This window comes from Siccirubricoccus deserti (assembly GCF_014283215.1).
Taxonomy (GTDB): Bacteria; Pseudomonadota; Alphaproteobacteria; order Acetobacterales; family Acetobacteraceae; genus Siccirubricoccus; species Siccirubricoccus deserti.
Map to the genome: position 1 here is coordinate 29,906 of NZ_JACOMF010000025.1, position 15,592 is coordinate 45,497.

The window sequence follows — 15,592 nt, forward strand, 5'->3', positions numbered from 1 at the left end:
ACACGCCGCAGGCGCGGATCCGCGTCCAGCATGCGGGTCTCCACCCGGATTCTGCTGATCATCGCGACCTGCCTGCTGCCAATCATCGGACTCCAGGTCGCCGTCAGCTGGAGCCAGTGGGCGGAGCGCAAGGCGCAGCTCGATGAGCTTGCCATCCATCAGGCGCAGCTGCTCGCCGGCAATGTGGACGGCATCGCCCAGGCGGCCCGCATCCTGCTCGGCGCGGCGACCGAGTTCCGCCAGATCCGCACCTTCGGCAGCGATTGCGGGGCCCGCCTCGCCAGCCTTCAGCACCATGCCCCGGGCTTCGTCTTCGTCGCCGCGGTCGATGCCGCTGGCCGGATCCGCTGCGCCTCGGACGAGGCCCTGCTCGACGGCGCCGACCATTCGGCCTGGAGCGCCAGCGCCCGCGAGGCGCAGGGCTTCACCGCCGGCCGCTTCGCCCGCTCGGCGCGTTACCCGAATGGCTTCGTGCCCTTCTACATGCCGCTCGCGGCCGGCGAGGCGATGGAGCAGGGCACGCTGGTTGCCGCACTCGACCTCTCCTGGCTAGAGGGGCAGTTGCGGCGGCTGAAGCGACCCGGCTCGCCAATCCTCACCAATGGCGTGCTGACCGTGGCCGATGCCGGAGGCGTCATCCTGGGTCGCGACATCCGGCATGAGGAGTTCGTCGGCCGGCAGTTTCCGCCGGCGGCAATGTCCCTGGTGCAGGCCACCACGCCTGGCATCATCCGCATCCGCAGCATCGACGGGACCGACCGGCTGGTCGGCTATACCCCGCCAACCGCGGCGAACCACCACCTTGCCGCGGTGGTCGGCTTCCACGAGCCGGAGCTGATGGGCGACATGGAGCGGACCCTGTGGTGGAGCGCCCTGCTGCTTGCACTGGTCACCCTGGCGACTTGCGGCATCACCCTGCTCGTGGGACGTCGCTTCATCGCCCGGCCGACCGCGGCGCTGCTGGCCGTCGCCCGGCGGTGGCGCCAGGGCGATCTGGCAGCGCGGGCGCCTGAATCCGACCGGCGCTCGGAATTCGGCCTGCTCGCCGCCGCCTTCAACGAGATGGCCGAGGCGTTGCAGCGGCGCGACGACGAGATGCGGGGCTATGCCGAAACCCAGGAAGCCCGGGTGGCCGAGCGCACCCGGGAGCTGATGCTGGCCAATACCCGGCTGCAGGCGGAGATCTCCGAGCGCCGGAACACCGAGGCGGCGCTGCTGCAGGCGCAGAAGGTGCAGGCGGTGGGGCAGCTTGCCGGCGGCATAGCGCATGATTTCAACAACGTCCTCCAGGCCGTCCTTGGCGGAGCGGCGGTGATCCGTCGGCGCGCCGGGGATGCCATGGCGGTGCAGCGGCTTGCCGACATGGTCGAGGAGGCCGCCCGGCGCGGCGAGTCGGTCACCCGGCGGTTGCTTGCCTTCTCGCGGCGTGAGGAGCTGCGTGCCGACATCCTTGATGCCGGCACGCTGCTCGGCGGGCTGCACGAGGTCCTGGCCGCCACGCTCGGCGGCAGGATCAAGGTCGAGGTCGAGACCGCACCAGAGCTGCCCCCCGTCATCGCCGACCGCGGGCAGCTGGAGACCGTGCTGGTCAACCTCGCGACCAACGCCCGCGACGCCATGCCCCGCGGCGGCACGCTTACCCTCTCAGCCGGCGTCGAGCAGGTCGCCGAGGGCACCGATCCGGCTGGCCTGGCGCCCGGCACCTATGTGCACCTCGCCGTCGCCGACACCGGCGAGGGGATGAGCGAGGCGACACTGGCGCGGGCCACCGAGCCGTTCTTCACCACCAAGCCGCTCGGCCAGGGCACCGGCCTCGGCTTGGCCATGGCCCGTAGCTTCGCCCAGGGGTCCGGCGGCAAGCTGGCGATCGCCACCGAACTGGGCCGCGGCACCAAGGTGTCGTTGTGGCTGCCGGTGGCAGGCAGCAGGGCGGGCGACGGCGCGGTCCCGGCATCCGAAGAGCCGGTCGAGCGCCTCCCCTGCCGGAACCGGCGGCTCCGCGTGCTGCTGGCGGATGACGAGCGGATCGTGCGCGAGGTCCTGGCGGCGGATCTGCTGGACGAGGGGTATGAGGTGGCCGAGGCCGCGGACGGCTCGGCGGCGCTGGAGATGCTCGACCGCGCTGGCCCCTTCGACCTGCTGGTCACCGACCTGGCCATGCCAGGGCTCGATGGTGTCGGGCTGATCGCCGAGGCGCAGCGCCGCCAGCCCGGCCTGCCGGCGATCCTGGTGACCGGCTATGCCGGCGATGCGGCGACGCTGGCCATGGGCTCCGCCGTCGGCGGCAGCTTCACCCTGTTGCGGAAGCCGCTGACCAGCGCCAATCTGCTGGACCATGTCGCCGCGCTGATCGGTACCGCGCAGGACATGCAGGAGGCCGGCGGGTGAGGCGGTGGCTGCATTCGGGTCTGAATGCAGCCCGCCTCAGAAGCGCGCCGGCTGGTAGGGTTCCGGGCTGACGAAGGGGGTCTCGCCCGTCATCAACTCCGCCAGCAGGCGCCCGGTGGTGGGGCCGAGGGTCAGGCCCTGATGGGCGTGGCCGAAGGCGCACCAGGCGCCGTTCCGGCCCGGCATCCGGCCGATGATGGGCAGCATGTCCGGGGTGCAGGGCCGCACGCCCATCCAGGGGGCGTTGTCCAGCCGATCCATCAGGGGCAGCAGGCCGCGCGCCACCGGCTCCGCACGCTCCAGCTGGATCGGGCTTGGCGGCGCCTCGGCATGGGCGAATTCCGCGCCGGTGGTCAGGCGGACGCCGGCACGCATCGGTGCCAGCAGGAAGCCGCTGTCGGTATCGAGCACCGGACGGTGCAGCACCGCATTGCCGCGCAGCCCGTAATGCATGTGGTAACCGCGCTTGCCGAACAGCGGCGGCGCATAGCCGAGCGGCACGGTCACCCGGGCGGATGCGGCGCCGAGCGCGATGACCACCTCCGCCGCCCCGACCGGGCCGGCCGAGGTCTGCACGCGCCAGCCGGCACCGGCAGGCTGCAGGCTGGTGGCATCGCCGATGGCGAGGCTGCCGCCTGCCTCGGTGAACAGCCGCGCGTAGCTGAGGGTCAGCGCATGCGGATCGCTGACCGAAAGCGGATCGGTCCAGTGGATGGCGCCGGCCCGTGACACCAGCAGATGCGGCTCCGCCGCCGCCAGGCCCGCTCCGTCCAGCGCGGCGAAATTGACCCCATGTTCCCGGCGCGCCACTTCGGCCCGCGCCAGCGTCTCTTCCAGCATCCGCGGATCGCTGAACAGCCGCATCCAGCCGATCGGCCGCAGCAGATCCATCGCGTCCGTGCCGCGGGCGATCGCCAGGTGCTCATCGATGCAGGTGACGATGAGCCGCGCATAGGCCTCCGCGGTGCGGAGGTAGCGGGCCGGTTCCGAATGCCACCAGTAGCGCAGCAGCGGTGAGGCGAAACCCGGCAGGGCCAGCGGGTGGTAGTAGACGTCGATCGCCCGATTGCGCGCGATGCGCAGAAGCTCCGCGACCGCCCGGGGAAACGGGTGGGGGTGCACCGCCTCGCGCTGGATCAGCCCGCCGTTGCCGAAGGAGGCACCCTCCCCCGGCCCTTGGCGGTCCACCAGCACGACGTCATAGCCGCGCCGCCGCAGGTGCAGCGCCACCGAAACCCCCACCATCCCGGCGCCGAGCACGATCGCCGACCGCGGCATCCACGCATTCCCTTGCTGATCTGGCCGCCCATTCTGCGGCGCCGGCCCCCGATCAGCAATGCGCTGCCGCCATCGAATGGCCGGCAGCTTGTGGAGCGAATTCGGATGCGGGAGATTGACCCGGATCGCCGCCTGTGGCGGCAAAGGAGGAAGCCGGCGTGAAGATCGTCGATGCGCAGATCCATATCTGGTCCAGCGGCAAGCCCTCGGGCCTGCATCGCAAGGTTGCGTCCTTTACCGCGGAGGAGGCGTTGGCGGAGATGGATGTGGCCGGCGTCGATGCCGCCCTGATTCACCCGCCATCCAGCTGGGATCCCAATTCGAATGCCCTGGCGCTGGCGGCGGCGCAGACATACCCCGACCGCTTCGCGGTGATGGGGCAGTTCCCGGTCAACAGGCCGGAGAACCGCGGGCTGATCCACGGCTGGCGGAACCAGCCCGGCATGATGGGCCTGCGCTGGGCATTGCTCTCGCCCGAGGAGCAGGTCTGGCTGCGCGACGGCACGCTCGACTGGCTATGGCCGGCGGCGGAGCGCGAGGGGCTGGTCGTCTCCACCATGGGCGGGCTGTTCCTGCCGGAGTTCCGCCGGATCGCCGAGGCGCATCCCCGGCTTAAGCTCGTCCTCGACCATTGCGGACTGGTACGCACCGCGCAGGATGCCGGGGCCTTCGCCCATCTGGATGAATTGGTGGCGCTGGCGAAGTTGCCGAATGTCGCGGTGAAGGCAACCGGCGCGCCGCATTACTCGACGCAGCCCTACCCGTACCGGAACCTGCATGACGGGTTGCAGCGCATCTTCGACGCCTTCGGCCCGCACCGCATGTTCTGGGGCACCGACATCACCCGCATGCCGTGCAGCTACCGCCAGTGCGTCACATTCTTCACCGAGGAATTGCCCTGGCTGAAGGGTCGGGACCTGGAACTCGTCATGGGCCGCGCGCTTTGCGCGTGGATCGACTGGCCGCTCCGCTTCGACTGAAGCGCAGGGCGGTTGATCGTGATGATCAACCGCCCCGACCACCGGGCGGCTTGCTCCGCAAACCCTGGCTGCGCGTCACGCGGCAAGACGCCCCCTTCGGGCGTTCGGCATGAATGGAGGATTCATGCCGCTGTTATGACGCCCGCCGGGCGCCATGCGCGCCCGGTATCACTCCGCGCGGATGTCGTTGACCTCGATGACCGCCTTCCACTTGCAGGGGCTGCGGTGAACCAGGCGCTGATCCCGAACCTCGGCTATGGCACGCAGCTCGACTTCCAGCCGGTGATGCTGATCGGCACGGCGCCCATGCTCGTCAATGTGCACAGGTCGCGCTCCTGGCGCAGCCTGCCGGCGGTGATCGAATCAGCGCGGGCACGGCCGGATGCCATCACCTTCGGGACCACCGGCAGCGGCACCCTGGCGCATCTCGCCTTCTCCCTGGTGCAGCAGGTCGGTGGCTTCAGCCTGACCCATGTGCCGTATCGTGGCGGTGGCCGGGGAAATCGACCTTTCCGTCGCCATCCAGACCATCTTCAATGCGCATTATGCCAGCGGCACACTGATCCCGATCGTGCAGACCGGGCCCACGCGGTCGCCGCGCTGCACCGAGGTGCCGACCCTGGCGGAAAGCGGCATCCCTGGTGTCGACGCACGTGCCTTCGGGGGCCTGGTCGGCCCCGCCGGGCTCGCGCCAGCGGTGCTGGCGCGGATGGAAGCAGCGCTGCGGCAGACGCTGCAGATTCCCGTGGTGCGCGAACGGCTTACTTTCATCGGCGTGGATCTCGACCCGCTTGGGCCAGCGGAGTTCACGGCATTCCTCTCCCAGCAGATGGCGGTCTGGGGGCGGTGCGAGAGAAGGCGAACCGTCCGGATCAGCGCGCTTCAGCCGCGGAGCCCGGCCCGGACCGCCGTGAGCTTCTCCGGGTTGCGGACGATATAGATCGCCACCACGCGGCCATCCTGGATGTCCAGCGCGGTGGTCTGCGGCAGGCCATCCGGCTCCAGCGTGACATAGCCGGGCAGGCTGTTGATCCGGCCGAGGTGGAGCAGCGGGGCCGGCGGCGTCGTGCGCTTGCGGGCGAGGCCGGCGAAGAACCGTCCGACCTTCGCCGCGCCGCTGATCGGGTTGAGCGCGGCGGAGCGGATGCCGCCGCCGTCGGTGTGCAGCACGACATCCTGCGCCAGCAATGCGCGCAGCGCCGCCTCGTCGCCGTTGCGGGAGGCGGCCAGGAAGGCGCGGGCGATGCGGCGCGCCTCGCCATCCGGCACCGCCTGGCGCGGCGTGGCATCGCCCAGCCGGGCGCGGGCGCGGCTGGCGAGCTTGCGGCAGGCGACCTCGTTGCGGCCGAGCAGGCTGGCGATCTCGGCGAATGGCGTCTCGAACAGGTCATGCAGGATGAAGACGGCGCGCTCGACCGGCGACAGCCGCTGCAAGGTGAGCAGGAAGGCGACGGACAGGTCCTGCGCCTGTTCATGCCGCACCTGCTGCGGTGGCTCCGCCTCGTCCAGCACCGGCTCGGGCAGCCAGGGGCCGACATATTGCTCGCGGCGGTGCCGGGCGGATTTCAGATGATCCAGGCTGAGTCGGGCAGCGACCTTCAGCAGCCAGGCGCGCGGCACCTCGATGCGGCTGCGGTCGGTGGCGTTCCAGCGCAGGAAGGCGTCCTGGGCGATGTCCTCGGCGGTCGCGAAGGACCCCGTCATGCGGTAGGCGAGCCCGATCAGCTCGGCACGGAGCGGTATGAAGTCCGCCAGGGTATCGGGCTCGCCCACCCGGGTCAGGCCGCCGCCGGCGTCGCGGCCACGGCGGGCACTGCGCGGAAGCCGATGGCCAGCCGGTTCCAGGCGTTGATGGTGACGATCAGCATGGTGAGCTGCACGATTTCCGCCTCATCGAAATGCGGCTGCAAGGCAGCGTAGTCGGCGTCCGGCGCATGGGTGGCGGCGACAAGCGTGAGGGCCTCCGTCCAAGCCAGGGCGGCGCGCTCCCGCGGGGTGTAGTGCGGCGCCTCGCGCCAGGCGTTGAGCAGGTAGAGCCGGGCTTCGGTCTCGCCGGCCTTGCGGGCATCGCGGGTGTGCATGTCGATGCAGAAGGCGCAGCCGTTGATCTGGGAGGCGCGGGTCTTCACCAGCTCGATCAGGCTGTGCTCCAGGCCGCTGGAGACGACGGCCTTCTCCAACTGGACCATGGCCTGCAGGAGCTTGGGCGCGGCGGCGAAATAGTCGAGGCGGGGTGTCATGGCGACTGTCCTTCCACAGGGATGTCGGCCATAGGACGAGGCAGGGCCACCGGGTGTGACCGGGCGAACGAATTTTTTCCGAACACCCTGGCCTGCCATGGTGACCACGAGAATATGAGGCCGGAGCGGCACCAGCGCCACGCGCCAGTGCCGCGGCCCCAGCCCGCGCCAGCTCAGTCGCTGCGCAGCTTCATTTCGCGGATCACCCTGCCCCAGCCCTCGAAATCCGCCTCGAAGCGGCGCGCCAGCACCTCGGGCGGGCCGCCGGCGGGGGCGGTGCCCAGTTCGCGGATCCGCGCGATGACATCCGGCTGCCGCAGCGCCTCCTGACATGCGGCATTCAGCTGCCTGACGATCTCCACGGAGGTCCCTGCGGGGGCAAAGACACCGTTCCAGAACACCGCCTCGAACCCGGGCAGTCCGCTCTCGGCGATGGTCGGGACCTCCGGCATTGCCGAGGCACGGTGGGTGGTGGTGACCGCCATCGGCCGCAGCTTGCCTTCCCGCGTGAACACCCCGCCGGTGTTGATCGCGTCGAATGCCACCGCGGCTTCATTGCGCAGCAAGGCGGTCAGCGCACCGGCCGTGCCGGAATAGGGCACGAGCACGGCATCGATCCCTGCGGTGGCGATGAACTTCGCCGCCACCAGATGGCTGGTCGAACCATTGCCGGCATGCGCCACATTGATCTTGCCCGGCGCCGCTTTGGCGGCGGCGATCAGCTCGGCAATGGAGACCGAAGCAAGTTCGCGTGCCGCGACGACCAGTTGCGGCGCTTCGTAGATCAGGACAACAGGGACCAGATCCTTGCAGACATCGAAGCCAGGCGTCGGCGTCAGGTTCGGCAGGATGGCCAGTGAGCTGGTGGTGTACATGATGGTATGGCCATCGGGTTCGGCGCGGATCACCGCCGCAGCCGCGATCGCCCCGCCTCCGCCGGGGCGGTTGTCGACCACCACGTTCTGCCCGAGGCGTTCCGACAGCTTGGTCGCCAGGATGCGGGCGTAGATGTCGGTCGACCCGCCAGGCGGAAACGACACCACCAGGCGGATCGGCCGCGTGGGATAGCTCTGCGCGGCCCCGTAGCCCGGCCGGGCGAGGGCCGATGCGGCCATGCCGAGGCCGAGGGTCATGCTCCGCCGGCTCATCCCCTGTGAGCCATTCCATTCAGTCATCGGAGTTCCTTCCTGAGTTCTTATTTGCATCCGGGAGCGCGGGCCGTGGCTACGGGGTGGCGCCGGACAGCGCCCGGCAGACGGCGGGCACGCCAACGCCCAGGCCATGCAGCCGCGCCGACGACACCCGGCATGGCGCCGTCCGTCGCGCTATTTCATCTCGCTAGCGCGGAGCAGCACTTCCCAGCGCGCCACCTCGCCGGCCACATAGGCTTCGCTCTCGGCGACGCCGAGACCGAGCACCCGATCGGCGCCGAGTTCCGCGAAGCGGTTGCGCAACGCTGGCTCGGCAAGGACCTGCGCGATCGCCGCCTGCACCGCATCGCGCACCGGCCGCGGCGTCGCGGCGGGTGCCATCACCGCCTGCCATACCGTCATCTCCGCATCGATGCCGACTTCCTTCAGCGTCGGCACCTCCGGCGCCGCCGGGCTGCGTGCGCCGGAGGTGACGGCGAAGGCCCGCGCAAGCCCGCTGCGCGCGGTCTGGAAGGAGGTGACGCCGACGTCGAACAGCATCGCGATGCGCCCGGCGGCGAGGTCGAGCTGGGCTGGCCCACCGCCGCGATAAGGCACTTCGGTCATGTCCAGGCTTGTGGCACGCAGGAACAGCACCGCCCCCATGCGCAGGGTGCCGCCGCCGCCGGTGCTGCCATAGGCGAAGCGGCCCGGCGCGGCTCGCACGGCCTCGACGAAGCTGCGCACATCGGTGGCGGGAAAGCTGTTGGCGACGAGCATCACCATCGGCGATTCGGCAATCACCGATATGGCGGTGACGCCGGCATGCGGGTCGACGCTCGCATTGGGTACGAAGACCCGCAGCCCCGCATGCGCGGTGTTGACCAGCAGCAGCGTGTGGCCATCGGGTGCGGCACGGGCGACGGTCTCGACGCCAATCATGCCGGCGGCGCCGGAGCGGTTCTCGACCACCACCGGATGCGGCGGCCGCGCCGTCAGCGCTTCCGCCACCAGCCGTGCGACCAGATCGTTCGACCCGCCCGCCGCAGCGCCGACGATCATGCGGACCGGCCGTTCAGGATAGGCGAAGGCGCCGCCCGGCCATGCGGCCAGAGACAAGACCAGCGTCGCAAGCACGAATGTGCGACCGAAGCGCTTCTTCATTGTGATGGCGTCTCCTCTGCCGGCAGCGTCCTTGCGTGCGGCGCCCGCTGTCAACCCGGGCGCCCGGCTGCGCCAAGGCTGGAGAGGCGCCCGGGCTACTCCGCCTTCACGCCGGCAGCGTGCAGCACCGGCGTCCAGCGTTCCCTCTCGGTGATGAGGTGCCGGGCGAATTGCTCCGCGGTGCCGCCGAGGATCTTGGCGCCCTGCTGGCGCTGCAGCGCATCGCGCACCTCTGGCAGCGCCAATATGGCATTGCAGGCCGCGTTGGCCCGCGTGACCACCGGCGCCGGCATGCCCGCCGGCCCCACCAGCCCATACCACAGCGAGGCCACCACGCCCGGGAAGCTCGCCGCCATCGGCGGCACCTCGGGCATCGACGCCAGCGGTTGCGGCGTGCTGACGGCCATGGCGCGGATGCTGCCGGCCTGAAGGAACCCGGCGGCGGAGGAAAGCGAGGTGATGGTGAAGTCGATCTCGCCCCGGGCGACCGCCGCGACCATCTCGGCGCCGCTGCGGTAGATGACCGATAGCAGCCGCGTGCCCTCGCCGGCACGGCTCGCCAGCAGCTCCGCGGTAAGGTGGCTGATATGGCCTACGCCTACGGTGCTGTAGCTCAGCCTGCCGGGCGTCTCGCGGGCCTGGGCCAGCAGCTCGGCCAGGCTGCTCGCCGGCTGGTTGGCGCGCACGACCAGCACCATCGGCAGCTCGGCAAGGAAGATGATGGGCGTGAAGGCGGTGCGCGGGTCATACGCCAGGTTGCGGTAGAGCTCATGCGCCAGCACGGCGGAGGCCTGCTCGGCCATCAGCAGGGTATAGCCATCGGGCCGCGCCTGCGCCGCCAGCGCGGCGCCGATGGTGCCGCCGGCGCCGCCACGATTCTCCACCACCAGCGGCTGGCCATTGCCGCGGGCGGGGAAATGCGGCGCCATGATGCGGATCAGGATGTCGATTGCCCCGCCGGGGCCGAAGGGCACCACAACCCGGACCGGCCGGTCGGGCCAGGTCTCGGCCTGCGCGGCGACGCGGCGCGGCGTGGCCAGCACGGCGGGCGCAAGCAGCCCGAGGGCGCGGCGCGTGGGCATGGTGGTTTCCTCCCGGTTTATTGCGGCCGACGATAGCGGAAGTCCGGTGCATTGTGCCATCCGCCCCGTGCGCCACTTCCCGGCTGGGAGGCCTTGGGGCATGCCCCTGCTTGGCGCTGACCTCAGCCGCCGTCCTGCCAGCTCGGACCGGTCCAGCCGGACTCGTCGTAGTCGGAGAGGCATTGGTCCACCAGCGCCTCCATCGCCGCCAGATCGCCGCCGCGTTGCGCGCCGGTCAGCGCCTGCGCCCGGATATCCTCCCAGCCGCCGGAGTAGTTGCGCTCGTAAAGCTCGTGCCGGCCGGCGAATTCGGTCCCGACGGCATCCCACAACAGCTTCATGATCTTGATGCGCTCCTGATGGCCGATGCCGTGGGAGCCACGCACATACTGCCGCAGATACGGTTCGGTCTCAGGGCTTGCGAGATCCTTCACCGAGGACGGCAGGTAGATCAGCGCCGAGGTCACGGTGCGCTGTACGATGTCCTTGATGCGCGGGTAGCTGTCCGGCGCGAACACGCGGTAGGACACCGCCGCGCGGAGTTCCGGCAGCACAGCGTCACCCCGCCAGGGTGTCGGGTTGTTGGCCATGGCGTTCGAGAGTGACCAGAACAGGTGGCGCCAGGCGATCACCTCGCCCAGCAGCACCTGGTTGGAGCGCGCTTCGTCCCCGCCGGTGCAGCGCAGTGCCTTGGCCAGCAGCCCGGCAATGAAATCCAGCTTCACGGCATAGCGCGTGCAGCCCTGGAACATCGCGCCGTGCAGGAAGCCGGTGCCAGGGAAGAAGCTCATGATCCGTGCCGGATCGCGATAGATGAAGACGTCCTCCCAGGGGATGAAGACATTGTCCAGGACGAAGATCGCGTCATTCTCGTCGAAGCGCGAAGACAGCGGGTAATCGAACGGGGAGGCATGCCGCGCGGCGGCTTCGTAGGAGGTGCGGCAGATCAGCCGCAGCCCGGGCGCGTTCATCGGCACCATGAACATCAGCGACATGTCCAGGTCCTCGATCGCCGATTTGGACGACTGGCCCATGAAATTGTAATGCGTCATCGCGGCCGAGGTCGCCACCACCTTGGCGCCGGAGACGTAGATGCCGGCATCGGTCTCCCTGATTACCGAGACAAACACATCCTTCACGCTGTCGGGCGGCTTGTGGCGATCGACAGGCGGGTTGACGATCGCATGGTTCATGAACAGGGCCGCTTCCTGCGCCCGCCGGTACCAGCGCCGCGCGTTGTCAGCATAGGCACCATAGTATTCAGGGAAGCCACCCAGCGTGTTGCTGAACGCCGCCTTGTAATCCGGTGTGCGGCCCATCCAGCCATAGGAGAGGCGCGCCCAGCCGGCGATTGCCGCCTGCGCACCGCGCAGATCCTCCCGCGACCGGGACACCCGGAAATAGCGGTGCGTATAGCCACCCGAGCCGGTGTCCGTCGGGCAGGTCAGGATATCCTTGTGCCTGGGATCATGCAGCGCGTCATACAGCCGCGCGATTGATCGGATGGAGGTACGAAAGGCGGGATGGGTGGTGACATCGGCGACGCGCTCGCCATCGATAAAGACAGCCCGGCCGTCGCGCAGGCTCTGGATGTATTCGGCGCCGGTAAACGGACGCTGAGGGCTGGCGATCACGGCTTCCGGCAGCATCGCCCGTTCTCCCTCAGCGAATGGCATTCCTAGACTGGGGCCATACTGCTGCCCGCTTCAAGTCGGCATTCCTCGGTCGGCAGGCCCCGACCAAGCGGGCGCCGATCGGTGCCTCCGCGGGAGAGATGGCAGCGGCAACATCGCCTTGCGGCCAGCACTCCGTACCGTCGGTCCTGCCGAGCGCCGCGACGACCTCCACCGCCTCCGGCCGCTCCGGCGCAGCCGCTTGAGAAGCCGCCTGCCGGCCACGCCCGTGGCAGGACGGCAGGGAGCCTCGGGCAGGCAGCCCGGCCCGACGCGCATCATCGAACCCAGTGCGGAGCGCTTCGAACATCAGGGCGCCGGAGGCGTTAGCGAGCCGTGCTCGGACCTCCGTTCGGACTGGACCAGCCGGTCGAATGCGGCACGAGCCATGAGCACCTGAGGGAGCGAGGCAGCAATGATCAAGCTCGGCTACAAGTTGATGTCCGAGGAACACGGCCCGTCCGATCTGGTGCGCAATGCCAGAAAGGCGGAAGAGGCCGGCTTCGACCTGGTCGCCATTTCGGATCACGCCTCACCCTGGCTCGAGGAGCAAGGCCATGCGCCGCTTGCCTGGCCGGTTTTGGGCGCACTGGCCCATGCAACGCACCGCATCGGCCTGATGACGGCGGTGACCTGCCCGACCATGCGCTACCATCCGGCGATCATTGCTCAGGGTGCGGCAACGCTGGGCTTGCTCAGCGGCAACCGCTTCACGCTTGGTCTTGGGGCTGGAGAGCGGCTCAACGAACACATCGCCGGCGCGGGCTGGCCCGGTGTGCGGGAGCGCCATGAGCGGCTGTCGGAAGCGCTGGATATTATCGGAGGATTGCTGACAGGGACGCTGGCGAACTACCGCGGAGAGTATTTCCGGCTGGATCATGCGCGGCTGTTCGATCGCCCCAGCGAGAAACCGACCGTGGTGGTGGCCGCTGGCGGGCCGGAAGCGGCACGCCTGGCCGCCCGGAAGGGGGAGGGCCTGATCGCCACCGAATCGCGGCCCGATCTCATCGAGGCGTTCCGTTCCGCGGGAGGCTCCGGGCCGCGCTACGCCGAGGTAGCGCTGTGCTATGCGGCGACGGAGGAGGATGCCCGGAAGACGGCCCATCACTATTTCCGCTGGTCGGTCACCGGTTGGCCGGTCATGGCGGAACTGCCCAATACCGAGAGCTTCGCAGCCGCAACCCGGCATGTGCCGCCGGAGGCCGTCGCCGAACTCGTCAGTTGCGGTCCGTCGCCGGAGCGTCATCTGGCGGCAGTCGATCGCTACATCGAAGCCGGCTTTGATCATATCATCCTGACCCAGGTCGGGCCGGATCAGGACGGCTTCATCGAATTCTTCGAGCGCACCTTGGCGCCTGCTATTCCGGGACGGCAGGCAACCGGCTAGGCGCGGTGGGCTCATGCGTGCGACACCCAGGCTTTCCAGAAGGGAACCGACCGCCGGCACCGGTTCCGCGGGGCATGAGGCGTCGCCGATCCCGGCATCCAGCCCGCCCTGGCAATCGCGCTCGTGCGATGCGCCAGGGTGCCTGTGACGAGACCTGACAGCTAAATTGGCGGTGAGTTCGGCACCTCAACGGTCTCCTGCTTGCGGCGGCCTGATATCCGAATAGCCAAGTGTCATGCAGCCCAACCGAATCGGTGGCGGCAACCAATGTGCAGGGTGCCTCCTCTCCCATCGGCGAAGATCATGGCCGGTGCAGCCGATGCGCCTCGACATGCGTTTCCTGCTCATCCTGGGGGGTGTCAGGCATCGAGAGGGCATTCCATGGAACCGGCTCTGGATGTGCGATTGCAGCGAGTCTTTGACCGCGTCAAACTGGTGAGTGGCATCGGCGACCCGGATGCGGGCACGATGTGCGTGATGTCCCTCGTGGCCTGCCTGGCGGGCGAAGGATACACTGACCGGCCGACCTGCGCCTCGCCGCTGATCCGGATCTTCGCGATCAAGATCAACGACCACATGCCGGCTGAAGCACGCCAGCGCCTTAAGCCCTTCGCGCCGCGCATCCTCGGCACGAACGACGGACGGGATGGCGAGCGCGCCGAGGTCCTGCGCCGTGCCCTGGCCGAGGAGCTCCTTGCGGAGCTCTCTGGCCAGCGAAGGGCACCGGCCGGAACGTCCAATGGGAGCCTGGCCAGGCACTTCTGGACCCGGCTTCGCAAGTACCAATTGCAACGGCGCATTAAGGCGCTTCTCGGCCGAGCCAGGATGAATGACGGCCCCGGCGCGGGAATCGCGCTGGCGTCCGGGGCGGCACAACTGCTGGTCGTCTGTGCGCGCGACACCCGGGATGCCGGCGAGGCGGAGCAGTATTGGAACTCGGCGATCGGGCTCCTGGACCGGCTGTGCGACGTCGGCGCATCGGAGCGGCGCGCGCCCGGGCTGGCGCCAGACCGTCTGGGCCGGCTTAACGCACACGGCACGTCAGCCGGCCGGCGCAGCGTCGTCCCCGATGAGCTCCATCCATTCTGGACCGCCGGGCTCCCCGGCGGAACTGGCGCACCGCATCGGCGCTGAACGGAACGTTCAGCTCAGCCTGCCAGGGGGTGCGGAGATGAGAGCGATGATCCGGATGCTGCACCGCATCAGCACCCGGTCTGGCCGAATCCTGCCGTGATGAGGGCCGAACGAGCTCAGCCTGGTGGGCCAATGGCCGCAGACGGCCAAGCACGGCGGCGACGCAAGGCGCTGCATCCGAACCATGGGTGATCTGGGTGCGCTGTGGGATCGTCACATGCGCAGCGGCGATTGGGATGCAGCCTGGGCCATCAGCGACACGGTGCTGCAGGCACGTGCCGGCACGACCGACTGGCACCGGCCGCGCCATCTGCAAGCAGTATGGGACGGCACGGCGCCAGCGGGACGACGCGTACTGGTCCGCTGCTACCATGGGCTGGGCGATACCATCCAGTTCATCCGCTTCGTACCACAGCTGCAGGCCATCGCCGCCGAGGTAACGGTATGGGCGCAGCCTGCGCTGCTGCCATTGATCGGCACTCTACCTGGCATCGGGCGCCTGCTGCCGCTGCATGACGGAACACCGGAAGCCGCCTTCGACGTGGATATCGAGGTGATGGAATTGGCGCACCTCTTTCGCCCGACGCCATCGACGCTGCCGGCGCAGGTGCCCTACCTGCATCCCGGCCGCGCGGCACGCAGGAGCCGGGATTGCCTTGCGGTCGGGCTGGTCTGGCAGGCGGGCGCCTGGGACGACAGCCGCTCCGTCCCGATTGCGCTGCTGCGTCCGCTGTCGGAGATCCCCGGCGTGACGCTGCACATCCTGCAGCGCGGTGCAGCGGCGCCCGGCTTTGGCCTGGCCTCCGGCGCGGACGACATCCTGCAGGCGGCGCGGATGATGACGACGCTTGATCTGATCGTTTCGGTCGACTCGATGCCGGCGCATCTCGCCGGCGCACTCGGCCTGCCGGTCTGGACGCTGCTGACGCACCGCGCCGACTGGCGCTGGATGGAGGGGCGCGAGGACAGTCCTTGGTATCCGACCATGCGGCTGCTGCGGCAGCCAGGCCCGGGCGACTGGGGCGCGGTGGTGGCGCGCCTGTGCCGGGATCTCCGCGCCCTTGCCGCAGCGCACAGCCTCCACAGCGCGCCTGACAATCAGGATCACGCCGGCAGCTGAACCCCAGCGCGTCCAG

13 protein-coding genes and 1 pseudogene are annotated in these 15,592 nt (G+C 69.5%); 6 read left to right on the top strand and 8 right to left on the bottom strand.

Annotation, left to right across the window (positions count from 1 at the left end; genetic code table 11):
- The first annotated feature begins 30 nt into the window (after nucleotides 1-30).
- A complete protein-coding gene (locus tag H7965_RS18055) occupies nucleotides 31-2,388 on the top strand; it encodes a response regulator (protein WP_186771982.1) in 2,358 nt (785 codons plus the stop codon).
- 36 nt (nucleotides 2,389-2,424) lie between these two features.
- Here the strand turns inward: H7965_RS18055 and H7965_RS18060 are convergent, their stop codons facing one another.
- Nucleotides 2,425-3,666: an NAD(P)/FAD-dependent oxidoreductase gene (locus H7965_RS18060; protein WP_186771983.1), complete on the bottom strand. Its 1,242-nt coding sequence runs from the start codon at nucleotides 3,664-3,666 to the stop codon at nucleotides 2,425-2,427.
- A 158-nt stretch (nucleotides 3,667-3,824) separates the two neighbouring features.
- Here H7965_RS18060 and H7965_RS18065 point away from each other — a divergent pair, with 158 nt between their 5' ends.
- Nucleotides 3,825-4,646, top strand: a complete 822-nt coding sequence (locus H7965_RS18065) for an amidohydrolase family protein (RefSeq protein WP_186771984.1) — start codon at nucleotides 3,825-3,827, stop codon at nucleotides 4,644-4,646.
- Nucleotides 4,647-4,814: 168 nt separating this feature from the next.
- On the opposite strand, the gene H7965_RS31055 is transcribed toward H7965_RS18065, so the two are convergent.
- A complete protein-coding gene (locus H7965_RS31055; protein WP_229682654.1) occupies nucleotides 4,815-4,970 on the bottom strand; it encodes a hypothetical protein in 156 nt (51 codons plus the stop codon).
- Here H7965_RS31055 and H7965_RS18075 point away from each other — a divergent pair.
- Nucleotides 4,932-5,586, top strand: a pseudogene (locus H7965_RS18075) (tripartite tricarboxylate transporter substrate binding protein). The gene H7965_RS31055 and the pseudogene H7965_RS18075 sit on opposite strands and share 39 nt — an antisense overlap.
- Here H7965_RS18075 and H7965_RS18080 read toward each other — a convergent pair.
- The 6 genes from H7965_RS18080 to H7965_RS18105 all read right to left on the bottom strand — a co-directional run bounded on the left by H7965_RS18080 (nucleotide 5,529) and on the right by H7965_RS18105 (nucleotide 11,911).
- Entirely contained in the window at nucleotides 5,529-6,419 is an 891-nt protein-coding gene (locus tag H7965_RS18080; RefSeq protein WP_229682653.1) for a sigma-70 family RNA polymerase sigma factor, read from the bottom strand. The pseudogene H7965_RS18075 and the gene H7965_RS18080 overlap by 58 nt on opposite strands.
- 5 nt (nucleotides 6,420-6,424) lie before the next feature.
- Nucleotides 6,425-6,886: a carboxymuconolactone decarboxylase family protein gene (locus H7965_RS18085; protein WP_186771986.1), complete on the bottom strand. Its 462-nt coding sequence runs from the start codon at nucleotides 6,884-6,886 to the stop codon at nucleotides 6,425-6,427.
- A gap of 173 nt (nucleotides 6,887-7,059) precedes the next feature.
- Nucleotides 7,060-8,061: a Bug family tripartite tricarboxylate transporter substrate binding protein gene (locus tag H7965_RS18090; RefSeq protein WP_186771987.1), complete on the bottom strand. Its 1,002-nt coding sequence runs from the start codon at nucleotides 8,059-8,061 to the stop codon at nucleotides 7,060-7,062.
- A 150-nt stretch (nucleotides 8,062-8,211) separates the two neighbouring features.
- Nucleotides 8,212-9,180, bottom strand: coding sequence for a Bug family tripartite tricarboxylate transporter substrate binding protein (locus H7965_RS18095; protein WP_186771988.1), 969 nt, complete (start codon nucleotides 9,178-9,180; stop codon nucleotides 8,212-8,214).
- A gap of 95 nt (nucleotides 9,181-9,275) precedes the next feature.
- Nucleotides 9,276-10,262 (bottom strand): Bug family tripartite tricarboxylate transporter substrate binding protein, encoded by a 987-nt coding sequence (locus H7965_RS18100; protein WP_186771989.1) that lies wholly within the window; start codon nucleotides 10,260-10,262, stop codon nucleotides 9,276-9,278.
- 122 nt (nucleotides 10,263-10,384) lie between these two features.
- Nucleotides 10,385-11,911, bottom strand: coding sequence for a 4-hydroxyphenylacetate 3-hydroxylase N-terminal domain-containing protein (locus H7965_RS18105; protein WP_186771990.1), 1,527 nt, complete (start codon nucleotides 11,909-11,911; stop codon nucleotides 10,385-10,387).
- A 439-nt stretch (nucleotides 11,912-12,350) separates the two neighbouring features.
- Here H7965_RS18105 and H7965_RS18110 point away from each other — a divergent pair, with 439 nt between their 5' ends.
- The 3 genes from H7965_RS18110 to H7965_RS18120 all read left to right on the top strand — a co-directional run bounded on the left by H7965_RS18110 (nucleotide 12,351) and on the right by H7965_RS18120 (nucleotide 15,576).
- A complete protein-coding gene (locus tag H7965_RS18110; protein WP_222440683.1) occupies nucleotides 12,351-13,322 on the top strand; it encodes a TIGR03557 family F420-dependent LLM class oxidoreductase in 972 nt (323 codons plus the stop codon).
- A 381-nt stretch (nucleotides 13,323-13,703) separates the two neighbouring features.
- Nucleotides 13,704-14,456 (top strand): hypothetical protein, encoded by a 753-nt coding sequence (locus H7965_RS18115; RefSeq protein WP_186771991.1) that lies wholly within the window; start codon nucleotides 13,704-13,706, stop codon nucleotides 14,454-14,456.
- A gap of 217 nt (nucleotides 14,457-14,673) precedes the next feature.
- Complete coding sequence (locus tag H7965_RS18120; protein WP_222440684.1) at nucleotides 14,674-15,576, top strand: glycosyltransferase family 9 protein; 903 nt, start codon at nucleotides 14,674-14,676, stop codon at nucleotides 15,574-15,576.
- The last annotated feature ends 16 nt before the right edge of the window (nucleotides 15,577-15,592 follow it).